Origin of the sequence: Marivirga salinae (assembly GCF_030503855.1) — a bacterium.
Taxonomy (GTDB): Bacteria; Bacteroidota; Bacteroidia; order Cytophagales; family Cyclobacteriaceae; genus Marivirga; species Marivirga salinarum.
Genome location: NZ_CP129971.1, coordinates 2,889,125 through 2,911,834 on the forward strand (window position 1 = coordinate 2,889,125; position 22,710 = coordinate 2,911,834).

A 22,710-nucleotide genomic window follows, 5' to 3' on the forward strand; every position below is an offset into this window, starting at 1 on the left:
CATTACCCATGGCTATAGATAGAATAACATCATTAATTAATAAGAGTAATTTAGTCAGCAGAGATTTAAGCTGGTTACAGTTTAACTATAGAGTGTTGGATTTGGCTCGAAAGCCTAGTCGAAATATCTTTGATAGGCTTAAATTTCTAGCGATTACAGCTTCTAATTTAGATGAGTTTTTCATGATTAGAGTAGGCTCACTGTATAATTACATTGATTATGGAAGAGAGCGAATTGACTATTCAGGTTTACGTGAATTACCTTTCCGTAAAAAACTCTTAACGGAATGCCAGAATTTTGTAAAAGCACAAAACCAGCTATTTGAGGATGAACTTGAGCCTCTTTTTGAAGAGAATGGCTTTAAGTTTGCCGATTTAAACGATTTATCTGCAGCTGAATTAAAAAAAGCCAATAGCTTTTTCGATAAAATCATATTCCCAATGCTCACACCAATGGTTTATGATAATTATCATACTTTCCCTATTCTGATGAATAAACTACTGATTTTTTCAGTTGTAACTCGATCTTTTGGGGAGAAAAAAGATAATAAGAAACTTTCCTTTATTCAGATTCCACAGAATATCCAGCGTTTCTATGAAGTAGAGCGAGATGATAAAATGCTTTTTATTCCTATAGAGGAATTAGTAAAAGCCAATATTGAAAAGCTGTTTAGAAATATCGAAATATTGTCAGTAAACCTTTTCCGGATTACTAGAAATGGAGATTTCACTTTAGAGGAAAGTGATGATATTGAGGCTAATTTCTTAGAAGAGATGCGTAAAAAGCTTAAAACTCGAAAGACGGGTAGGGTAGTGCGTATTGAAATTGACAAGGATTACGATAAATGGATGATGAAAATTCTTTGTGATCGGTGGGAGATTGATAAAGACAATATTTTCAAATTCAAGAAAGGTGATTTGGTGGATTATAGTGCTTTATGGCAAATCATTAAGCATACTGAATTTAAAGATAAAATTCCAACTACCCCTGATCCAGTTCCGCCTTTAGCATTTCCGGAGCATAAATCTGATTCGGATAATATCTTCGAAATATTGAAAGATAGAGATATATTATTGCATCACCCTTATAATAATATTGAACCAGTAATTGATATGCTAGAACGGGCATCTGAAGACCCAAAGGTCTTGTCTATCAAGCTTACCATTTATAGATTGGCCGAAGATTCTAGAATCACCAATGCTTTGCTTAAAGCTGCTGAAAATGGAATTCACGTTTCAGTTTTATTTGAAGTGAAGGCTCGTTTTGATGAAGAAAATAATATAAGAGAAGCCAAAAGATTGCAGAAAGCAGGTTGTTTTGTGATTTATGGAATCAGTCGTTATAAAACCCATACTAAGCTTTTGATGATTGTTCGTAAGGAAAAGGAGAAAGTAACGCGCTATTTGCACATGGCAAGTGGTAATTATAATGAAGAAACCGCAAGATTATATACTGATATTGGGCTGATGACAACAGATGAGACATATGCTCAAGATATTTCGGAGTTTTTTAATGTAATCACTGGGCACAGCCTGCCGCATGAATATGAGCGATTAATTACGGCTCCGAAAGACATGCGAACCCGCCTAATTCATTTAATTCAGCAAGAAGCTGAAAATGCTAGAGCAGGATTACCATCTGGTATTTGCATTAAAATCAATTCCTTGGAAGATAAGGAATCAATTGAAGAACTTTATGCTGCTTCTCAAGCTGGAGTTAAAATTAAATTGATAGTGCGTGGAATTTGTTGCTTGAGACCAGGAAGAAAGGGATTGAGTGAAAATATTACTGTCAGATCAATTGTAGGAAATTATCTTGAGCATTCAAGAATCTATTATTTCCATAATAATGGAGAACCCAAACTTTATGGTGGAAGTGCTGATATGATGGTAAGGTCTTTTGAAAGAAGGTTGGAGTCTTTATTCTTAATTGTAGATGAAACCTTGAAAAGACAGGTGATGAATATCCTACGATATAATTTATGGGATAATGTGAACTCCTATGAAATGAATGAAGAAAGTTTTTATAAAGAGCTGGAAAGAAATGGAGAACCTGTATTTAATATTCATGAAGAATTTTTCAAGGTTACTCCTGAGCTGATAGAGGATGTGAAATTGTTTGATTGAGGTTAATAGGTTGATGACACATCAACCTATTCCTAAACATCATCCAAAAACCATTTTATAGCTTTTTTATGATCTTTAAAAACCTTGGTTAAAAAAGTTGCGTTTTCATCATCGTTATTGTACTCAGCCACTTTATTAGAAGCTATTTGTGTAATTGGAGAAAGTACAGCCTGATGAGTAAAACCGAGTTTTTCGTATTGAGGATTGATTTCAGAATCAAGCCAGGTTATTTCCTCTTGCCGGATCATTTCTAATTCTGTTACGTCTGCGTAAAGCAGAAATTTATCTTGACCTGTAATTTTATGCTTTTTGATTTCCGTTTCATAAATCTCCAATGAAGTATTAATTAAATCCCTGAAAACTACTGGATTCAAAATTCCTCTCCATACTTCTTTTATATAAGGAATATTATTTATTTCCTCAACAGTGATCCTTAATTTGGGGTGAGTGTATAACCTCATATTTACATGATTTATTAACACATTTCAACCAATAAGTTAAAGAAATATTTTTAGTAATGGTACTATTCAAGTAATTCTTTACTTTTTAATCGATAAAAGCTTTGAAAATCAGCGTTTTATATGGTAAAAAATTATTGATAATAATGATGTATTAATTCAGTAGAACTTTTACAGCCTGATTTTTTTAAAATATTACTTCTGTGTTTTGAAACAGTTTGCGGACTTATAAAAAGAATATCTGCAATTTCTAAACTTGATTTTCCAGCAGCTAAAAGTTTGATGATTTCAATTTCCCTTGAAGTGAAATTAGATAGAAAATCTTTATTAACAGCTTTAAACTCATTTTGGTAAAATTTATTGATTGCCATATTAATGGCAACCTCTAAGCTTCTTTCATTATAAGGCTTTACTAAATAACCGAATGTAGAAGAATCAGTAATTCTTTTTATAAGTTCTTGGTCTGAATAAGCAGAAAGGTAAATTACCGGTATTTTTTTAATTTTGTTTAGCGCAAATACAGTTTCAATTCCATCCTTATCTCCCTCTATATTTATATCGCAAAGAATAAGATGTACATCGTTAGTATTAAATAAAAACATAGCTCTCTCATAATTTTTAGCAATGCCAATGCATTTAAAACCTAAATCTTCTACTAAATAGGAGAGGTCTTGAGCAATTAACAACTCGTCTTCAATTATCAATATGTTTTTATATCCTTCCATTTTTATTCAGTTTCTTTACTTATGAACTCAAGTATAAAATGAGGTCCTTTTTTAAGTCCTACAGTTAATTTCCCATTTATTTGATCTACCAATGATTTTATCATGCTAATTCCAAAAGAGTTACTATTCTCAAATTGTTTTTGACTAATGCCTTTTCCATTATCTTTTAGCGTAATGTAAATATGCTCTTTTTCCTTCTTCGCTATTAAATCAATTATTAATTCATCTTTACCACTGTGCTTTAATGAATTAGTAACCAATTCATTTAAGATTAAACCCAATGGTACTGCTTGATCTAGGTTTAATTTGAAATTATCAATATCTAAATTGAAATTCACATCAGAATAGTTGCTTTTAAAAGCAATAGATAAATAATCTATTAATTCTCTTATGTATTCTTTGCAATTGACTTCTGTATATTTTTCAGTCATATACAGCTTTTGATGTAATAGAGACAGCGCCTGCATTCTTAACTTACCTTCCGTTAGCGCCATTTTTGCATCTAAGTTATCGGTACTACGGCTATGCAGATTTAATATACTGGAAATTAGCTGCAAATTATTTTTTATTCTGTGATTAAGTTCTCTTAATAATAGCTCAATTCTTTCGTTTCTTGTGAACAATTTCTCATTTTGGCTTTCAATTTCTTCTTTTTGAGCCATAACTTCTTCTGTTCTATTATTTACTAGCGTTTCAAGTTTCTTATTAATATTTTTGATTTGATTGAATCGCCATCTTAATGTTAACCCAACAATCAAAAGAATTGAGAGACTAAGCAGGATTCTAAACCAATCTGAATTATACCAATAGGGCAATACTTTAATAGCTAAAGTTGCCTCTTCCTTGCTCCAGATGTTTTCATCATTTAATGCTTTTAAGCGTAAAGTATAATTGCCAGGTGTCAATTTGCTTAAAGTGATGGATTTTTTAGTGCTGGCTGGTCTCCACTTTTCATCCAACCCATCAAGCAAAATTGAATATTGATTTTTATTGCCATTAATTAAATTGAGTCCATCATAACTAATATTTATTAAATAGTCTTCGGGGTTTAGGGTTATATTCTTAGTGTAGGAAAGTGCCTTTTTTAATTTATTATTTGAACTACGGACATTAATTACTTCATTATTGATTTCCAATTGATCAAAATATACTGTTGGTGGTTTTTTATTAAACGATAACTCATCTGGTTGAAAATGAATGAACTCACGGGAAGTTCCAAAATAAAGTGTACCATTATTGCCCTTAAAAGCAGATCCGAAAATGAAATATTCTTCTCTTAAACCATCTGATTGGTCATAATTTATGAAGCTTCCGTTGTTTTCCATTTTTGATAGACCCGATGCAGTTGCTATCCATAAATCACCATTACCGTCTTCAAGTGAACTACTGATAACATTAGAAGGTAATCCATCTTTTTTAAAATATCTCGTAAAACTGCTATCTTCAATATTTAAATAGTTCAAACCTACTTCAGTGCTAATCCAAATGCCACCATTCTTACTCGCAGTAATATGATTGATATTGCCATTGCTTAAATATTCATCTTTCTTTGAAGCTTCAAATTTCTTAAAACTATTATCTTGCTCATTATAAAAATGAATTCCATCAGCTGTACCAATCCAAAGTCTATTTTTATTATCCTCTGTTATATATTTTATATATTCATCTCCGCTATTTTCAATATCAGTCAAATCACTGACAGGAAATGGAATTAAGTTTTCATTTTCTAAATCATACTGAAACAATCCTTTTAGGCTATTCCCTAACCAAATTCTCTTTTTATGATCTACAAAAATTCTAAGATTGAATTTTAAATCTGTATCTTCTGAATTATTCTTGAGAGCAGTTAACTTTTTACTCTGATGGTTCCAGTGATATATAAAATTACCCCATACTGATATTAAATATTCATTTTCTTTCCATTTCTGAATTTGAGTCATTCGATTCACACTATTCGGATCACCTTCATCAAACTGATAAATCTTGTGGGTATTTTCTACTGGATTCCATTCTATCAGTCCGGAATAAGTGGTGATTAATATCGTATTTGCATCATGGTCAATATAGCTGGTATATCGATTAAGGTATTTGTCAGTATCTGTTGGGAGGAAACTTTCATAATCAAATTTGTTAAAAGCAGGATGTGAATAAAATACTCCAGCATTATTAACTGCTGCCCAAACCCCTCCATTTCGATCTTCAAAGACATTGTATATGCTACTTCCACCAATATTATCCTTGTTTTTTTGTCTTGCCTTTACTTGATGAAAAGTCTTTTCATTTTGGTCATAGAAATTAATTCCATTCATAGTGCCAAACCATATTTTATCTGGGTTTTGTGGATTTTGATAAATAGAAAAGCATACACTATGACTTAATCCAGCTCCATTTGTTGATTCATTTGGAATATGAGTGACTTCATAAGTTTCAGTATCCACAATTTCTAATCCACCTCCCGTGGCTACCCACAGCTTATGGTCATCTGTTTCCATTAAATCATAAATGTAAGCGTAGCGAAGCCCTTCATTTTGAATTGTTGATTCTCCTATAAAATGAAAATTATTGGTCTCAAGATTTAATATGTTTAATCCTACTGCTGTTGCAATAAATAGCTTTTTATTATCCTTTGATTGTTGGATAGTTCTGATAGTATTATCTGCTAGCCCATCCTTAATGTTATATCTTGTAAATTTTTCAGTTTCAGGATTGAGTTTATTCAAGCCCTTATTGGTGCCTACCCAAATGTTCCCCTCGTGGTCTTCTTCAATACCTCTTACTTGATTATTACTTATGGAAGTGCTATCGCCTTTTTTATGAATATAATTAGTGAATTGATTATATTCAGGATTGTATTTTGAAAGGCCACCACCATAAGTTCCAGCCCAAATATTTCCTTTACTGTCTTCAAATACTTTCCATACAAAATCATAGGCTAATGAATTAGAATCTGTTACACTATGGTGGAAATGCTTGAATTCACTTCCACTATATCTCCACAAACCATTTTCTCCACCTATCCAAATGAAGCCGGATTGATCTTGGATTATACTATAAGGAAAGGGTTGATCTAATCCATCATTTTTATCTAAGTGACGAAATTCCATCGGGTTTTGCTGTCCCCATAAAAAGTGTAGATAGAAAAGTAAAAAGTAGCCTAGTGAAAAGTATTTTTTCATATACAATTATTTGAATAATTAAATTAGAAAACAATACCTATAAAGCTGTATTTTTTCACGGATATTTTAACTACAAAAAACAATAGTTAGCCTAAGGCTGGAAAAGGTTAACCCACTAAGATCTATACTAAGGTCACGAAGAAGTAAACAGCTAAGGCTGAAATGATTTAATCACAAAGATTTCTTCCAAATTCACAAACACAGATTTTTTGCAATTAAAGAAAATCAAAACATACTATATATGGAAAAATGCTTTGGAGGACAGGAATAAAAAAAGGTGAGCCATTGCTGACTCACCTTGTGATTTATATCTGTTTAAGAAGAATATTTATTTTTTCTTCTTTTTATTTTTATCCTTTTCTTTTTTAGCTTCTTCGCTTGCTTTCATTGCTTCTTGCAATCGCTGCTGGAATTTAGAAGTCTTTTTATTAACGTTCTTCTTCTTATTTTCTTCCAGAATTGCAATGATTTTATCTTCATCAATCATTCTTCTAATTAAAGTCTGCTGACCGAAGGTTATTAAGTTGGCAATCAAATAGTAAAAACTTAAAGCTGCTGGAAAACTATTCAATACGAACATGAAAATGACAGGCATAAAATACTGTATATTCTTCATTGGCCCTTGTACTGAACTAACCTGACCTTGTGACCATGTTATCAATAAGGTTGATAAGGTCATTAAGATTGTAAACAAACTCACGTGATCACCATAGAAAGGAATTTCAAATGGTAAACTTAATACACTATCGTAAGTTGATAAATCACTTGCCCATAAGAAAGATTCTTGTCTCAGCTCAATAGAACTTGGAAAGAAATAGAACATAGCAAATAGAATCGGCATCTGAAGCAATAATGGAATACAACCCGAAAGTGGATTTACGCCTACTTTTCGATAGAGATCCATTTGATCTGCCTGAGCTTTTTGCATATCGCCTCCATGCTTTTCCTTAATCTCGTCCAATTGTGGCTTTAAAACTTTCGTTTTGGCCATTGAGACATAAGATTTATAAGAAAGAGGAGAGAGTGCTAATTTGATTAAAAACACTAAAATGATGATAATCAATCCATAATTACTGATGTATTTTTCCAATACATAGAATACATTGATGATCACATATTTATTCACTAAACTGATAGGGAACCAACCTAGATAAACATTTTCTTCAAAGTCTGGGGCTACTTTTTGTAGCGTTTTATAATTGTTTGGTCCAAAGTAGTATTTGAATTCACCTGCTTTATTGGTAACTTCAGCTAAAGGGATTTCAACTTTGGCTTTTCCTCTTTTTACATAATCGTCAGATAATCCTTCAATGTCAGTAGCAAACTCAGCTCTCTTCATTGGAATATCCGTAATCAAGGCTTCCATAAAGAAATTCTGCTTAAAGGAGAACCATTTTACGGGTTCAGCTATTTCTTCGCTGTCATCATCAGAACGTTCGCTTAAACCATCCATTCCTTCTTCTTCGGAATAGTAGTTCATGGTGACTTTAGTTCTACTTTGAGCAAGATCTTTTTCGAACTTGCGCATTTTCTTGTTCCAGCGCAATGTTAATTGATCTCCCAAAATTTCATTTGAGAAACCATTGAAAGCCAATGAATAACCTACCTGATATTGATTGCCGGATAAGGTGTAAATTTGCTCTATACTTTTGCCCTGTGCTAACTGTGCTACAAATTTAATTTGAATGCTATCCCCATTTGAAAGGTTTCTTTTTGGAGAACCCTTCATTTCAAAGTGAAGATCATATAAATTTACTTCACCTGTAGCTGTATTAAATAGCAACTCTTTTTCTTCATCTTCTTGATTGGAAATAATGAGAGGCTGGCCATCGTAAGTTTTAAAATCTTTTAATTCAACTCGATTAATTCTACCACCTTTGGAATCAAATGCAATAGCCAAAGTTTCAGTATCGAAAGTAGATATTTGAGATTCTCCTTTAGCCAAACTTGCAAAAGCACCATATTTTTGAACCATTGCCTGGTTTAAACTAGAGTCATTTTGGATTACAGCAGTTGACTCACTTGTGCTTGATGAATTTGATTCTACTTGTTGGTCGTTTTGTTCTATTTTATTGGGTTCAATATTTTCTGGCTGTTGCGGTGCATCCGCAAAAAACCAAAAATAGGCAATCATTAAAATAGAAATCAGGATGAGTCCTGTTGCTTGATTTTTGTCCATCTAAATTGTAATTAATTCGATTCTGATAAAATTTTATGTTCTAAACTCGCTTTTACAAATCGCACAAACAAAGGATGTGGATTTAAAACAGTACTTTTTAGCTCAGGATGAAATTGTGTGCCCACAAACCAAGGATGCTCTGGAATCTCTACGATTTCGACTAATCCTGTTTTTGGATTAACTCCAGTAGCTTTCATGCCCGCAGCTTCAATATCCTGCAAATATCTATTATTAAATTCGTATCTGTGCCTATGACGCTCATTAATTTTAGTTTTTCCGTAAGCTTGGTATGATTTAGTATTCTTTTTTAGCTCACAAGCATAAGAACCCAATCGCATTGTACCTCCTTTTTGGGTAATGCTTTTTTGTTCTTCCATTAAATCAATGATAGGATTTTTAGTTTTAACCTCCATTTCTGTTGAAGAAGCATCCTTTAATCCTAATACATTTCTTGCAAATTCAACTACGGCACATTGCATTCCTAAGCAAATGCCAAAGAAAGGAAGTTTTTCTTCACGGCAATATTTTATAGTTTCAATTTTCCCTTCAATACCTCTTTCTCCAAAACCAGGTGCCACTAATACACCATGAACATTGGCAAGTAATGATTCTACATTTTCAGCATTTACCTCTTCAGAATGGATCCATTTTACGTTAACCTTAGTCTCATTTTCTGCACCAGCATGAATAAATGCCTCAGTAATAGACTTGTAAGCATCAGGTAATTCAATGTATTTACCAACTAAAGCAATATTGATATCTGAAATTGGATTTTTTAATTTCCCTAAGAAATTCTTCCATTGGGTCAACTCAGGCTCAACTTTATGTGATAGCTTCAATTTAGCTAAAACTCTTTCATCAAGCTTTTCTTTTCTCATTAGCAATGGCACATCATAAATTGAATCAGCATCCATGGCTTCGATTACAGAATTGATGTTTACGTTGCAGAAAAGGGCTAATTTCTTTCTGATTTCTTGAGGTAATTTATGCTCTGTTCTGCAAACTAGAATATCAGGTTGAATACCTGATTCAAGTAATTGCTTTACGGCATGCTGTGTAGGCTTAGTTTTTAATTCTCCAGCAGCTTTCAAATAGGGGATAAGGGTCAAATTAATAACTAGGAAGTTATTGGTTCCAACATCCCACTTTACTTGTCTTACGGCTTCAATAAAAGGTAAAGATTCAATATCACCTACACAACCTCCAATTTCTGTAATTACGATATCGTAATCGTTTTTTTCAGCTACAGCATAAATATTTCTTTTGATTTCATCAGTGATATGAGGAATTACCTGCACTGTTTTCCCTAAATAGGCACCTTCACGCTCTTTTGTAATCACATTGTTGTAAATCCTTCCTGTAGTGACATTATTTTCCTGAGAGGTGTTGATGTTCAAAAACCGTTCATAATGACCTAAATCCAGATCAGTTTCAGCACCATCTTCTGTTACAAAACACTCACCATGCTCATAAGGATTAAGAGTTCCAGGATCAATATTAATATAAGGGTCTAATTTTTGGATAGTAACTGAGAAACCACGCGCTTGTAGTAGTTTGGCTAGTGAAGCTGCGATAATACCCTTACCTAAAGATGAGGTTACACCACCAGTAACAAATATGAATTTAGTGTTTTTTTGAGATGCCATAAGTTATTTTTGAAATGCCTGCTATACTTATGGGATACAAAGGTAGTATAAGCATTTTAAAATCTTCATCTATTTGAGATTTTAATGTTAATTTTTCTGCTCGTTTTATGGAATACTTTCACAATTAGGGGATTAATGATAAAATAAATTTAGATTATGATAAAGTAGTCTTTCAACCGTATTATTCTAAAACAGTAAATTCATTAATATTTGGATATTCTTTAGCAGAAATCCAGGTGTCAAGCTGATCAATATTTACATTGAAAAAACTCTCATGTGCTTGCGATATTTTAGCTCCACCTGCTGTTGTGTGCCAATTTTCCCAGCTAAATTTGATTCCACCTATAGGAATAACCTGCACCCACATTTTTACAAATTCAGGCATAGCTGTTTCCGAATTGATTAACCATAAATAGGAATCACCAGGAGTAACACCGCCACTTTTATAAGTTATCAAAAGTCCTTCTAAGTTCTCATCTTTTTGAGGCACATATCTTCTTTCTGTTCCAGCGTCTCTTACTTTGGTAATGGGATTGAGCCAAAAAGAATCATTTACCCAAATAGCATAAGCATCTTTTAATAATTGCTTAAGTACTTCCTCTCTTTCAACTTTCTTGCCTTTAGCAAAAGCTACTCCTTCTTTGGAATCCAACTTGATGAATACATCATAGTTTTCCCAAGAAACTTTAGCCCAATGCCTGTCTTTGTCCCAAACAAGATGATGTTTACCTGCGTAATCCCATTCCACTATGGCAATTTCCTGCCAAGCTGAATCATTTACAGCTGCTAACATTTTGTCAGCTAATTGCTCAGCTTTCGCTCCTTTTTCACCTTGAGGCAATTCTTCATCTAACACTAGATATGTAATATAACCTACTAATCCTAAAACGATTAATACTATAAATATCCACTTTAAAATTTTCATTGATCAACTATTAGAAGGGTACAAAAACAATTTTCTTAGTCTCGAAAAAAGGTTCTGAAAAGTAATCAGAGATTGAAACTTCTTGATACATTCTTTTAATTTCCGCCATTTCTTCGTTTAAATCACCTCCTTTTAAGGCGATGATTCCGCTATTTTCTTCTGGTTTATCAGAATGTACTTTTTCAATCACCCAATGTATGAATCCTTTCATTCGAGTAACGGCTCGGCTTATTACAAAGTCAAATTTACCTTTCGTTTTTTCAGCTCTTTGATGGAAGGCTTCCACGTTTTCCAAACCTAAACTTTCTGCAACTGCTTTTACCACTTTAATTTTCTTTCCAATGGAGTCTACTAAAGTAAAGTGTGCATCAGGAAACATAATTGCTAACGGAATCCCTGGAAAACCGCCACCAGTTCCTACATCCAATATTTTCTTACCAGAAAGGTCTTGAAATTTCGCTATAGCTAATGCATGAAGAATATGTTTTTCATAAATATGCTCGATGTCTTTACGGGATACCACATTTATTTTTTCATTCCACTCAGCATATAAATTGCCTAATTCTTGAAATTGTGCTTTTTGCTGTGCATTCAGATGAGGGAAATACTTTTCTACTATAGCACTACTGTCCATATTAGAATTGAGTTTCTTTTCCAGTGATCAATTCACGCATTAATTCTCTTGAACGGTGAAGTTGCGCTTTAATAGTACCTAAAGGAGCCTCTAATTCAGTAGCTATTTCTTCATAAGACAATTCCTGGAAGTATCTTAATTTCACTAATCGCTGATATTTTGCAGGTAATTTATCCACAAACATGCGCATCAATTCAATTCTTTGTGTTTTAATAGCTTTATCTTGTGGGGTTAAATTCCCTTTGTCTTCCACATCCAATTCTACAGCATCCCCATTATCATCTGTATAAGATGAGTGAATACTGATGGTTCTTAATTTCTTCTTTCGAATAAAATCAATTGCATTATTGGTTGCAATTCTAAAAAGCCAAGTACTGAAAGTGTAATCTTTTTTAAATCGATGAAGACTTTTAAAGGCTTTAGAAAATGCCTCAATGGTTAAATCCTCCGCATCATCCACATTTCTCACCATTTTCAACACCATGTGATAAACAGGTTTTTTATATCTTTTCATCAACTCAGCATAAGCCATTTGGTCTTTGGCTATCACTGCTTGGTCAATGAGTCTAAAATCCTTTAATGCCTTCTCTGAAAAATTTCTATTTTTATTTATTTCCATTTAAGATGCTTTGTAAGTGAAGCATAAATTCCCCAAATCCAATAGTATAATATAAATAGGATTTCTAAAACGGGTAAATTGTAATGCGCATATTTAATCCCAAAATTAATGCTAAGCTTGTAAAATACGACATATTGTCCTACTATATACATTAAAATAAGGAAGCTTAAAATTAAACAATCAGTTGGACTTCCCAACACTAAGCCTAATATAAATAAAATCCAGAGTAAAGTTTGTGAAAAATGGAAAATTCCTAATTTCAATTTATCTTTGAATTTATAATATTTCCCTACTGATAAATGCCTCTTTTTTTGTTTGAAAAACGAACTCCACTTATATTCTGGTATCGAAAAAGTCAAACTTTTAGAATCAGTACAAATTGAAGTGTTCTCTTTATTTGTATGTCTGTTAACCCATAAATCATCATCTCCGCCTAATATTGAGCTTAATTCTTTAAATCCTCCATTGGCTAAGAAAAATGATTTTCTGTATGCCATATTTCTACCGATACCCATGTAGGCTTCATTTTTGAAAGCAAATGATAAATAGAGCAAAGCGGTTTGTAATGTTTCAAATCGAATAAATTGATTTAGCAGTCCTTTTCTCTTTTTGTATAAAGAAGCTCCTAAAACGATGGAAGCTGACTTTGTGAAAGATTGTGACATTCTGTCAACCCAATACTTGGATGCAGGCTGGCAATCTGCATCGCTTAATAAAATAATGTCGTTTTTTGCAAATTCTATACCTTTGGTAAGCGCATATTTTTTGGAATTAAAATTTTTAGGAGTTTTTTCAATGTGAATATACTTTAAATGGGGGTGGGATTCAGATTGCGAAATTAACCAATCTTTGCTTCCGTCATCGGACCGATCGTTTACTAAAATCACTTCATAATCATCAAATTCCTGATTTAAGAATAGAGCTAGGTTCTGCTTTAGGTTTTCAAGCTCGTTATGTGCACATATAATTACAGATACAGCTTCTTTTTTATGATTTTCTGTTGAAGATTGATTTGGGTTAAAAACAAATGTGAAAAAATACTTGAAATGGAAATACACTTGGATCAAAAATGCTATAATAAATATAAGACTAATGAGGTGGATTTGATCCATATTTTAAAATTGATTCAGCTTTTTGACAAAGATATTGGAAAATAAAAACTATAAATTCTTAAGAAGCTATATTTTTGCATTCTTATGCAATTTACGATTTCAAATAAAGATAAAAACTCAAATGCTCGTGCGGGTGAATTAACCACAGCACATGGCAATATCAAAACTCCTATTTTCATGCCTGTTGGTACTGCTGGTTCAGTAAAAGCTGTACATCAGCGTGAATTAAAGGAAGATATTCAGGCTCAAATTATTTTAGGGAATACCTATCATTTATATCTGCGCCCTGGCTTAGATATATTGCAAAAAGCAGGCGGGCTTCATAAATTCAATGGTTGGGATAAGCCAATTTTGACGGATAGCGGTGGTTATCAGGTTTATAGCTTATCAGGAACAAGAAAAATTAAAGAAGAAGGTGTGACCTTTAAATCTCATATTGATGGCTCTTCTCATATTTTCAGTCCTGAGGGCGTGATGGATATTCAGCGAAATATAGGAGCAGATATTATCATGGCTTTTGATGAATGTACTCCTTATCCATGTGATTACGAATATGCGAGGAAATCTATGGATATGACTCACAGATGGTTGGATAGATGCATTAAGCAATTTGACAACACTGAAGGTCATTATGGCTTTGAGCAATCCTTATTTCCCATAGTGCAGGGCAGTACTTATAAAGATTTAAGGAAAAGATCAGCAGAGGAAATAGCTTCAAAAGGCAGGGCTGGAAATGCAATTGGTGGTTTATCTGTTGGAGAACCAGCTGAAGACATGTATGAAATGACCGAGTTAGTTTGTGATATTCTACCTCAAGATAAGCCTCGTTATCTGATGGGAGTGGGGACGCCAGCCAATATTTTGGAATGTATTGCTTTAGGAGTAGATATGTTTGACTGCGTAATGCCAACTCGAAATGCAAGAAATGGTATGTTATTTACCACAGAAGGGATCATCAATATAAGAAATAAAAAATGGGAAGATGATTTTTCCGCTATTGATCCAACTTTAGGAACTTATGTGGACACTTTTTATTCAAAAGCTTATTTAAGACATTTAACACATTCAAAAGAAATTCTCGCGGCTCAAATCGCCAGTATTCATAATTTAACTTTTTACCTTTGGTTGGTGGAGCAAGCTAGAGAACAAATTATATCTGGCACATTTTATGAGTGGAAGGGGAAAATGGTCAAAAAGTTAATGACTAGGTTGTAAAAATATATGAAGCTATTAGATAAATATATACTCAAAAAGTTCTTATCCACCTTTGTTTTTGTGGTGATTATTATTCTAGCGATAGTTACAGTAATTGACTATACCGAAAAGAATGATGATTTTATGGAGCATAATCTGACCTTTCTTCAGATTTTACCTTATTATGGTGCATTTATTCCCTGGATAGGAAATTTGATTACACCGATTACAATTTTTATAGCAGCTGTATTTGTAACTTCTAAATTAGCAGGGCATACTGAAATTGTTGCTATGTTGGCAAGTGGTATGAGTTTTAGAAGATTGTTAGTACCTTATATGATGGGTGCTGGCTTGGTCGCAATATCAAGTTTTTATTTAAATGCCTATGTTATCCCCGATGCTAATAAAACCAGAATAGCTTTTGAATCTGCCTATATTAAAAAACCATTTTATTTTACCGATAGAGATATTCATTTAAAAATTGCCCCGGAGACCTATGCTTATATGGAAAGCTACAATAACCAACGGGATGTCGGATATCGCTTTACTTTGGAATTAATTGAAGATAGAAAGCTTATTGAAAAATTAAGTGCCAGAAGAATTGAATGGGATTCAGCCAAAAGCAGCTGGACTGTGAAAGACTGGACTTTAAGGAAATTTGATGGATTGGAAGAGGAATTTTCGGAGGGAAAGGAGATGGATACCGTACTCAATATCACACCCAAAGATTTTGGAAACACTTACGGTTTGCAAGAAACACTTACCCTAACTGAATTAAATGATTATATCAATTTATTGAAAGAAAGAGGTGCTGACAATGTTAAAGTGTATCTAATTGAACGTTATATACGATTTATGGCTCCATTTGCGGCCATCATTTTAACTTTTATCGGTGTGATAGTTTCATCCAAAAAGAAAAGGGGAGGAACAGGTTTTCAAATTGCTTTAGGGTTTGTGATAGCCTTTGTCTTTATTATATTCTTTATTTTAAGCAAAGCCATAGCAGAAAATTCTACTATGAATCCACTGCTAGCTGTTTGGCTTCCAAACATTACTTTTAGTATTGTAGGTTTGATTCTTTATAAATTTGTACCTAGATGACAAATGAGGTAAAAAATTATGTGCAGCTGCATTTTATAGTTTTGATTTGGGGACTGACAGCTATTTTAGGTCTCTTAATTAATATTTCTGCAGTAGCTGTAGTTTTTTACCGTACACTTTTCGCTACCGTCATACTTTTATTTTTACTTTACTTCTGGAAGCTTAGCTTTAAAATAGGCGTGAAAGAATTCCTGAAAATTATTGGAGTAGGTCTAATTATCGGTTTGCATTGGATTCTTTTTTTTGCTGCCGCTAGAGTTTCCACAGCCTCTGTATGTTTGGTGGGGATAGCCACTTGTTCTTTTTGGACGAGTTTGATAGAACCCATGATGAGCAGTAGAAAAGTGAAAATATATGAATTGGCATTGGGTATAATGGTGGTTATTGGGTTGTACATTATATTTAGTGTTGAATTTCAGTATATAGAAGGTCTAATTATGGCGATTTTAGCTGCTATGTTAGCCAGTGTATTTACCGTACTGAATGGTAAATTGACTCATCGCCACAACCATTATGTCATTACTTTTTATGAAATGATGGGAGCATTTATTGGTTCTGTTCTATTAATTCCTCTATATCTATTCTATTTTGATACTGAAGTCCTAAATTTTATTCCAGTTGAATGGGACTGGCTTTACTTGATTATTTTAGCAGGTATTTGTACAGTCCTAGCTTTTTCAATGTCTGTAAAAGTACAAAAAGTATTAAGCGCTTTTGTAGTAAATCTTACAGTTAACCTTGAGCCAATCTATGGAATTATTCTAGCTTTTCTTATTTTTGGTGAGGAAGAGAAAATGAGCCTTGGCTTTTACATAGGAACCGCTATCATTTTACTTTCTGTGCTTTGCTACCCTATGGTGAATAGGATTATGAAACGTAGAGCACTGCAAAGCGATTTAATCAGATAAATCATCTTATGACATTGAGGATAAGCATTTTATTTATTTTTTTCACTTTTTTATCAATTAACATTCACGCGCAGAAGGATGTTACATTAGAATCACCAGAATTAGTTGAATCTAAGGTTGGAGAAGGAGTGGTATTCTTAGTTAAATATAATAAAGAGGATAATCCGCAGCTTAAACTTACATGGAAAAGCGATATTTTAGATGCTAAATTTGATGATCAAGAAGGTGAATTTTACTGGCAGACAAGCGGTGAGGATATCGGGCTTCATTCTGCTTACTTTTATTTAAAAGATACTGCGAAACAAATAATTGCCAGTTCTAAAACACTTATCAAAATTGATTCGAGAACTTCTGTCCCTTCTATTGATATGGAGCCAGATTCTCTTGATAGTCGTGCATTCATAAAACTATTACAAGGAGAAGAGTATAATCTTGAATTTATAGCTTCCACTCGGAATAGTCGAAATGCAGATGATGTAGTACTCACTTATATTTGGAATAATGATACAGATCTAGCCACAATTGATCAGGCTGATACTCATGTAGTAGGTAACCGACTGTTACTCAATTGGACTCCCAGTCAGAAGCAAGCGGCTGAAAAAGTATTTTGATTTGGATTTAATTGCCATTGATAATTCTGATGCGGTTAACAGGCGAAAGTATCGCTTTCAAATTATCGGGCAAGAGCTACCACCCAGATTAAGAAATAATGTTAACGATACTTATATTATTACAGCAGATCAGGAATTAGATATTGATTTTTCAGTATATGATCCTAATAATGATCCTGTGGTTTATTCTGTGGATATACCGGTAACTGTAGGTGCCCCTACTATCAATGAAAATGGAATTTTTACGTGGGAATTGAGCTCAATGGAAATGAGTAATATCAGCTCAATTTTCCCCCTCAAAATTAATTTGAAGGCAGAAGAAGCTGAGGATTCTAAGCATTTTGTAGAAAAAGAAATTACTATTCTCAAAAGTGAGCAAAATGATCCTCCGCTTATTACAAAGCTCAGTAATTTAAGTGTAAGGGAAGGATATGATATAAAAAGAAGGGTTTTTATACAGGATAACAATCATCCAATAGAAGAACTAAAGTATTCATTAGAAAATGAGCCTGACTGGCTATATGTTCAACAAGAAGGCGATAGGCTATTCTTGATGAGTGATACATTGGGTTTTGATATAGTGAAAGCAGATGGAATCCCCGTTCAATTTGATGTGTTATTTACAGTAACAGATCCTGAAGGAGCTACAGATAGTAAGTTTTTTACCGTAACGGTAAATGAAGGAGTAAATACTCAAAAATTGTATGGGCAATTAGTTGATTATCAGAATTCCACAGATGGACTGTTGGTAGGGTTGAGGAAACAAATTAGAGAGCTTGATTCACGTGTACAAAGAAACCAAAGACTTAAAAAAGGATTGCTTTTCACTACCTTTTTCTTAGGTAGCTTTAGTGCAACTGGAGCTTTTTTTGAAGATCACACAATTGCAAATGAAGCTATTCCTTATGCTGGGGCGCTTTTAGCTATCACCAGTAGTGTGAATGCTTTGGCATTTAATCAAGAAAACAAGGTAATTAATCTTAAAAATCGATTAGAAGATGTCGAAAAATCTATAGTTAGGAATAAGAGTTATCTTAAAACTTATTCTATTGATAATGAAAGCAATGATGAGTTGAGAAATAGTGAATTGGTTAATAGAGTACAATCCTACCGACAAGCTTTAATTGAGCAACGCATAGAATTACGAAGATTAGAAGATGAATACCGTGAGTTAAATTATGTTCAAAGAAAGGTTAGGAGATTCAATCGAAAAGGAAAGGCTGAAAATTTAAGATGGAATTTTATTGACAAGATTTAGGCTGATTGCTTAATTCAGAAGTATTATAGCTTTAAAATCGTATCATAACGATTTTCAGGAAACTCTTTAAAAATTCCAAAAATTGTAGAGCCACTTCCTGTCATACTTGCAAAGACTGCACCATCATCATAAAATTTGTTTTTGATTTTATTTAGTTGTGGGTACTTCCCAAAAACAGCATCTTCAAAATCATTTTTTAATAAACCTTTCCAATTCTCAACAGTATGGTTTTCAATAACTTCCTTCACAGTGATTTCAGGTTTCTGAGGATTCACTCCACTGTAAGCTTCGGCAGTACTGATATGAATATTAGGATAAACTAAAGCTAAAAAGTATCCAGATAAGTCTAGCTTAGTCTTTTCAAATAGTTCTCCTCTTCCGTTAACTAGTTTGGGTTTGTTTTCAATGAAAAATGGACAATCACTTCCCAAATTTAGAGCGTAAGCTTCCAGTTTTTCAATTGAAATTTCTAGTTTAAAATATTCATTAAGCAAAGTCAGCATAAATGCTCCATCTGCAGAACCACCGCCCATTCCAGCACCCATGGGTATGTTTTTATGAAGAACGATTTGTATAGGCGGCAAATCAAACTCAGCTTTTAACAATTCATATGCTTTCAGCACTAGGTTGTCCTTTGAACTGCCTGGAATTGTTAAACCAGAGGTTTCAAAGCTTAATTTTTCAGAAGGTATAATTTCCAATACATCCTTCAGAGGAATAGGATAGAAGCAGGATTCAATATCATGATAACCATCTGTACGATTGGCAGTTATATTAAGTCCTAAATTGATCTTAGCATTGGGAAATTTTAGCATTGGGATGTTGTTGAATAAAAAACCTTCCAGCTTGTAAAAGTCTGGAAGGTTCGTAAGTTAAAGTATATCCTGCAAGGATTTTATTTCATTTCCTCTATCAATTCCTCTGAAATACCAGTGAAAGAATATCCACCATCATGGAATAAATTCTGCATAGTTACCTTTTTAGTGAAATCAGAGAACATCATAATGATATAATCTGCACACTCTTCAGCTGTTGCATTTCCTAATGGAGACATTTTTTCTGCAAAATTATAGAATGAATCAAATCCACTAATTCCAGAACCAGCAGTAGTAGGAGTAGGGGATTGAGAAATGGTATTAACTCTAACATTTTTACGTTTTCCAAAATGGTAACCATAACTTCTTGCAATAGATTCTAATAAAGCTTTAGCATCCGCCATATCATTATAAAAAGGATATGTTCTTTGTGCAGCAATATAAGATAAGCCTAAAATGGAACCATATTGGTTCATGATATCCATTTTATCTGCTGTTTGCATCATTTTATGAAATGAAACGGCAGAAATGTCATAAGTTTTCTGTAACCAATCGTAATTTAAATCATTATAAGCTTTTCCTTTTCTCACATTTGGGCTCATGCCGATTGAATGTAAAAGGAAATCAAAATTTCCGCCTAAAATTTCTTTTGATTCAGTATATAATTTAGTGATATCATCAACTGAAGTAGCATCAGCTGGAATCACCTCAGTATTACATTCTTTAGCTAATTCCTGAATTCCGCCCATTCTTAAGGCAACAGGAGCGTTGGTCAAAACAAATTTTGCACCTTGCTCTTTTGCTTTTAAAGCTACTTTCCAGGCAATAGAGTTTTCATCTAAAGCACCTGTGATAATTCCTTTTTTTCCTGCTAATAAGTTATTTGACATAGTTTTCTGTGTTGTGTGTTTAGGCAAAAATATAAATTTATTATGATTATGGCATAAGGATTTAGAATATAGTCAACCAAAAGCTTTAGATCATACAAAGCATTTAACTTTTATTTGGTCTTGTCCCTTCTTTTCCCTCTGTATGATTATAATATATTCTTTGAGTAGGGTATGCAAAATCTATATCATCATGTTTGTTGATTTCATCTAATATTTCTTCCCATACGTTATTTTCGATAACTCTTCTTTTCTTTGGCTCTGAAAGAAATCTAATAGTTAATTCAACTCCACTGTCTTTAACAGAGGTATATACAATAGGAGTGAGGTTACTATAGAAAATCATAAATTGTTTAGAGGCTTGCAAAAGCTTTCTTTTTGCGCTAAAAGACAATTCTTCTGCATGATTATTAATTATTTTGTCTAGCAGCTCTTTAGCCTTTCTCCAGTTACTTTCAAATGTAACCAAAACAGGCATTTCTATCCATATATGGCTAAAACCTTGATTATAATTAGCCTGACTTACTCTAAAAACTTTACCATTAGGAATATGAATTATTCTACCTGTACTTTGATCTGCACCTACCCAATTACCAATTTCATTTATCGTAAATTGAAAAAAACGAATATCTATCACATCTCCGGCAACATCTGCAATTTCTATTCGATCTCCAACTTCAAAAGGCTTACGAATTATAATAAAAAGCCATGCTGCAAGATTCACAATAGGAACCTGTAATGCAATAGCTAAACCGGCACTTACTAGTCCTAAAAATGTACCAATTGAATCAATTTTATCAATCCAAATATTCAGTAAAATGATAAGTAATAAAATGTAGTAAATATTTTTTACGCCATTTTTCCACAGATAGCGATGTTTAGGATCTTTAATATTTTTGAAAACTACTTGAAGAGCGGAAAACCGAAGTATGACTAAAATGAGTATACTTAGTAGACTGAAAAATATTTTATATTGCAAATCAGGGCTAAGCTGCCAATATTCTTCAAAATAGGAAATGATTTCTTCGATCATACTGCAATATAGGAAAATGATAGTTTTCTCAAATTGATCAGGATATCAATATTTAGAAATATGAGTAATTTATAAAGTTCAAAATCTCTTCAAAGCCAGATCACTCACATGATCTCCAATCGATAAGGAAGAAGTTGCCGCAGGTGAAGGAGCATTGCAAACATTAATGGCATTACTTTCTTCCAAAATTAGAAAATCATCAATTAAGCCTCCATTTCTATCACATGCTTGGGCTCTTACGCCAGCCCCTCCAGGAGTTAAATCATCTTCGGTAATGTCTGGTAATAATTTCTGAAGTGCTGTTGTGAAGGCTGATTTAGAAAAAGAACGATACATTTCCCCAAAACCAGTTTTCCAATATTTAGCTGCCACTTTTTGAAAACCTGGCCACGCTAAAGATTCTCCCAGTTCTACTAAATTGAATAATGATTTCCGGTAGCCTTCACGCTTAAAGGCCAAGACTGCATTAGGGCCTGCTTCAATACCTCCATTGATCATTCTAGTAAAATGAACACCTAAAAATGGGAAATTAGGATCTGGCACTGGATAAACCAAATTCTTAATTAGGTATTGTTTTTCAGGCTTTATCATAAAATATTCACCACGAAAAGGGATAATTTTTAAATCGAGTTTTTCTGAGGTTAATCTGGCGATTTTATCAGAATATAAACCAGCACAATTCACTACTAATCTGGTGTCAAAACTGCCTTTATTGGTAATTATGGTTGTAATTCCACTTTTTTCTTGAATATCAGTCACTTTCTGCCCTAGAGCAATTTCTCCTCCCAGTTCTTGAATTTTTTCAGCATATTTGAGAGAAACAGCTGTATAATCAATAATTCCTGTTTGTGGGACATGGATACCAGCTATTCCATTTATATATGGCTCATGTTCTTTTACTTCCTCTTTGGTGAGTCGCTTTAAATTTTTGAGGCCATTTTGTGCTCCTCTTTCCTCAATCATAGAAAGTGTAGGGAGCTCGCTCTTATCAGTAGCCACGATTACTTTGCCGCATAATTCATAAGGAACATCTTCCTTATCACAGAATTTTAATAACTGATTATATCCATCAATGCAGTTTTTGGCTTTCAAGCTGCCAGGTTTATAATAAACTCCTGAATGAATCACGCCACTGTTATTGCCTGTCTGATGCTGCGCCAATTTATCTTCCTTCTCCAAAAGAAGCACTGAAAGTTTAGTGTTTTTTTGTTTGATTTTCAAAGCAGTAGCTAAACCCACAATTCCACCTCCAATTATGATTATATCTTTCATTTAATAGTTTTAAGTAATAAGTTTTAGGTTT

General features: G+C 33.2%; 19 protein-coding genes. 6 read left to right on the forward strand and 13 right to left on the reverse strand.

Annotated features, from left to right (window positions below; translation table 11 throughout):
* Nucleotides 1–8 precede the first annotated feature (8 nt).
* Nucleotides 9–2,126: a polyphosphate kinase 1 gene (gene ppk1 / locus QYS49_RS12115; protein ID WP_308347566.1), complete on the forward strand. Its 2,118-nt coding sequence runs from the start codon at nucleotides 9–11 to the stop codon at nucleotides 2,124–2,126.
* Between the two features lie 32 nt (nucleotides 2,127–2,158).
* On the opposite strand, the gene QYS49_RS12120 is transcribed toward ppk1, so the two are convergent.
* From QYS49_RS12120 to QYS49_RS12160, 9 genes are all read right to left on the reverse strand, one after another.
* Entirely contained in the window at nucleotides 2,159–2,587 is a 429-nt protein-coding gene (locus tag QYS49_RS12120) for a hypothetical protein (RefSeq protein ID WP_308347568.1), read from the reverse strand.
* 131 nt (nucleotides 2,588–2,718) lie between these two features.
* On the reverse strand, nucleotides 2,719–3,309 hold the full coding sequence (locus QYS49_RS12125; protein WP_308347570.1) for a response regulator transcription factor: 591 nt from the start codon (nucleotides 3,307–3,309) through the stop codon (nucleotides 2,719–2,721).
* Between the two features lie 2 nt (nucleotides 3,310–3,311).
* Nucleotides 3,312–6,485 carry a ligand-binding sensor domain-containing protein gene (locus tag QYS49_RS12130; RefSeq protein ID WP_308347572.1) on the reverse strand — a complete coding sequence of 1,058 codons (3,174 nt, stop codon included), beginning with the start codon at nucleotides 6,483–6,485 and terminating at the stop codon, nucleotides 3,312–3,314.
* Between the two features lie 328 nt (nucleotides 6,486–6,813).
* Complete coding sequence (gene yidC / locus QYS49_RS12135; RefSeq protein WP_308347574.1) at nucleotides 6,814–8,664, reverse strand: membrane protein insertase YidC; 1,851 nt, start codon at nucleotides 8,662–8,664, stop codon at nucleotides 6,814–6,816.
* Nucleotides 8,665–8,675: 11 nt separating this feature from the next.
* Complete coding sequence (pyrG, locus tag QYS49_RS12140) at nucleotides 8,676–10,310, reverse strand: CTP synthase (RefSeq protein ID WP_308347576.1); 1,635 nt, start codon at nucleotides 10,308–10,310, stop codon at nucleotides 8,676–8,678.
* 181 nt (nucleotides 10,311–10,491) lie between these two features.
* On the reverse strand, nucleotides 10,492–11,235 hold the full coding sequence (locus tag QYS49_RS12145; protein WP_308347577.1) for a hypothetical protein: 744 nt from the start codon (nucleotides 11,233–11,235) through the stop codon (nucleotides 10,492–10,494).
* Nucleotides 11,236–11,245: 10 nt separating this feature from the next.
* Nucleotides 11,246–11,869 (reverse strand): 16S rRNA (guanine(527)-N(7))-methyltransferase RsmG, encoded by a 624-nt coding sequence (gene rsmG, locus QYS49_RS12150; RefSeq protein ID WP_308347579.1) that lies wholly within the window; start codon nucleotides 11,867–11,869, stop codon nucleotides 11,246–11,248.
* Between the two features lies 1 nt (nucleotide 11,870).
* Nucleotides 11,871–12,488 (reverse strand): RNA polymerase sigma factor, encoded by a 618-nt coding sequence (locus QYS49_RS12155; protein WP_308347581.1) that lies wholly within the window; start codon nucleotides 12,486–12,488, stop codon nucleotides 11,871–11,873.
* Nucleotides 12,479–13,600, reverse strand: a complete 1,122-nt coding sequence (locus QYS49_RS12160; RefSeq protein WP_308347583.1) for a glycosyltransferase — start codon at nucleotides 13,598–13,600, stop codon at nucleotides 12,479–12,481. The genes QYS49_RS12155 and QYS49_RS12160 overlap by 10 nt, the downstream gene beginning before the upstream one ends.
* 84 nt (nucleotides 13,601–13,684) lie before the next feature.
* Here QYS49_RS12160 and tgt point away from each other — a divergent pair, with 84 nt between their 5' ends.
* Genes tgt through QYS49_RS12185 form a run of 5 tightly spaced genes read left to right on the forward strand, consistent with a single transcriptional unit; the run spans nucleotide 13,685 to nucleotide 18,672 of the window.
* A complete protein-coding gene (gene tgt / locus QYS49_RS12165) occupies nucleotides 13,685–14,815 on the forward strand; it encodes a tRNA guanosine(34) transglycosylase Tgt (RefSeq protein WP_308347584.1) in 1,131 nt (376 codons plus the stop codon).
* Nucleotides 14,816–14,821: 6 nt separating this feature from the next.
* Nucleotides 14,822–15,895 carry an LptF/LptG family permease gene (locus QYS49_RS12170; protein WP_308347585.1) on the forward strand — a complete coding sequence of 358 codons (1,074 nt, stop codon included), beginning with the start codon at nucleotides 14,822–14,824 and terminating at the stop codon, nucleotides 15,893–15,895.
* Nucleotides 15,892–16,803, forward strand: coding sequence for a DMT family transporter (locus QYS49_RS12175; protein WP_308347587.1), 912 nt, complete (start codon nucleotides 15,892–15,894; stop codon nucleotides 16,801–16,803). Before QYS49_RS12170 ends, QYS49_RS12175 begins: the two co-directional genes overlap by 4 nt.
* 8 nt (nucleotides 16,804–16,811) lie before the next feature.
* Nucleotides 16,812–17,414 (forward strand): hypothetical protein, encoded by a 603-nt coding sequence (locus tag QYS49_RS12180; protein ID WP_308347589.1) that lies wholly within the window; start codon nucleotides 16,812–16,814, stop codon nucleotides 17,412–17,414.
* 1 nt (nucleotide 17,415) lies between these two features.
* Nucleotides 17,416–18,672, forward strand: a complete 1,257-nt coding sequence (locus tag QYS49_RS12185) for an Ig-like domain-containing protein (protein ID WP_308347591.1) — start codon at nucleotides 17,416–17,418, stop codon at nucleotides 18,670–18,672.
* 23 nt (nucleotides 18,673–18,695) lie between these two features.
* Here QYS49_RS12185 and ispE read toward each other — a convergent pair whose 3' ends face one another.
* The 4 genes from ispE to lhgD form a co-directional block, all read right to left on the reverse strand.
* Entirely contained in the window at nucleotides 18,696–19,487 is a 792-nt protein-coding gene (gene ispE / locus QYS49_RS12190; protein WP_308347593.1) for a 4-(cytidine 5'-diphospho)-2-C-methyl-D-erythritol kinase, read from the reverse strand.
* Nucleotides 19,488–19,567: 80 nt separating this feature from the next.
* Nucleotides 19,568–20,377, reverse strand: coding sequence for an enoyl-ACP reductase FabI (locus tag QYS49_RS12195; RefSeq protein WP_308347595.1), 810 nt, complete (start codon nucleotides 20,375–20,377; stop codon nucleotides 19,568–19,570).
* A gap of 103 nt (nucleotides 20,378–20,480) precedes the next feature.
* Complete coding sequence (locus QYS49_RS12200; protein WP_308347597.1) at nucleotides 20,481–21,407, reverse strand: mechanosensitive ion channel family protein; 927 nt, start codon at nucleotides 21,405–21,407, stop codon at nucleotides 20,481–20,483.
* A gap of 78 nt (nucleotides 21,408–21,485) precedes the next feature.
* A complete protein-coding gene (lhgD, locus tag QYS49_RS12205; protein WP_308347599.1) occupies nucleotides 21,486–22,679 on the reverse strand; it encodes an L-2-hydroxyglutarate dehydrogenase in 1,194 nt (397 codons plus the stop codon).
* Between the last annotated feature and the right edge of the window lie 31 nt (nucleotides 22,680–22,710).

Excerpts from the sequence above, each read along its gene's own strand:
- ppk1 (WP_308347566.1), top strand. The coding sequence starts at position 9 with ATGGCTATAGATAGAATAACATCATTAATTAATAAGAGTAATTTAGTC.
- QYS49_RS12120 (WP_308347568.1), bottom strand. The coding sequence starts at position 2,587 with ATGAGGTTATACACTCACCCCAAATTAAGGATCACTGTTGAGGAAATA.
- QYS49_RS12125 (WP_308347570.1), bottom strand. The coding sequence starts at position 3,309 with ATGGAAGGATATAAAAACATATTGATAATTGAAGACGAGTTGTTAATT.
- QYS49_RS12130 (WP_308347572.1), bottom strand. The coding sequence starts at position 6,485 with ATGAAAAAATACTTTTCACTAGGCTACTTTTTACTTTTCTATCTACAC.
- yidC (WP_308347574.1), bottom strand. The coding sequence starts at position 8,664 with ATGGACAAAAATCAAGCAACAGGACTCATCCTGATTTCTATTTTAATG.
- pyrG (WP_308347576.1), bottom strand. The coding sequence starts at position 10,310 with ATGGCATCTCAAAAAAACACTAAATTCATATTTGTTACTGGTGGTGTA.
- QYS49_RS12145 (WP_308347577.1), bottom strand. The coding sequence starts at position 11,235 with ATGAAAATTTTAAAGTGGATATTTATAGTATTAATCGTTTTAGGATTA.
- rsmG (WP_308347579.1), bottom strand. The coding sequence starts at position 11,869 with ATGGACAGTAGTGCTATAGTAGAAAAGTATTTCCCTCATCTGAATGCA.
- QYS49_RS12155 (WP_308347581.1), bottom strand. The coding sequence starts at position 12,488 with ATGGAAATAAATAAAAATAGAAATTTTTCAGAGAAGGCATTAAAGGAT.
- QYS49_RS12160 (WP_308347583.1), bottom strand. The coding sequence starts at position 13,600 with ATGGATCAAATCCACCTCATTAGTCTTATATTTATTATAGCATTTTTG.
- tgt (WP_308347584.1), top strand. The coding sequence starts at position 13,685 with ATGCAATTTACGATTTCAAATAAAGATAAAAACTCAAATGCTCGTGCG.
- QYS49_RS12170 (WP_308347585.1), top strand. The coding sequence starts at position 14,822 with ATGAAGCTATTAGATAAATATATACTCAAAAAGTTCTTATCCACCTTT.
- QYS49_RS12175 (WP_308347587.1), top strand. The coding sequence starts at position 15,892 with ATGACAAATGAGGTAAAAAATTATGTGCAGCTGCATTTTATAGTTTTG.
- QYS49_RS12180 (WP_308347589.1), top strand. The coding sequence starts at position 16,812 with ATGACATTGAGGATAAGCATTTTATTTATTTTTTTCACTTTTTTATCA.
- ispE (WP_308347593.1), bottom strand. The coding sequence starts at position 19,487 with ATGCTAAAATTTCCCAATGCTAAGATCAATTTAGGACTTAATATAACT.
- QYS49_RS12195 (WP_308347595.1), bottom strand. The coding sequence starts at position 20,377 with ATGTCAAATAACTTATTAGCAGGAAAAAAAGGAATTATCACAGGTGCT.
- QYS49_RS12200 (WP_308347597.1), bottom strand. The coding sequence starts at position 21,407 with ATGATCGAAGAAATCATTTCCTATTTTGAAGAATATTGGCAGCTTAGC.
- lhgD (WP_308347599.1), bottom strand. The coding sequence starts at position 22,679 with ATGAAAGATATAATCATAATTGGAGGTGGAATTGTGGGTTTAGCTACT.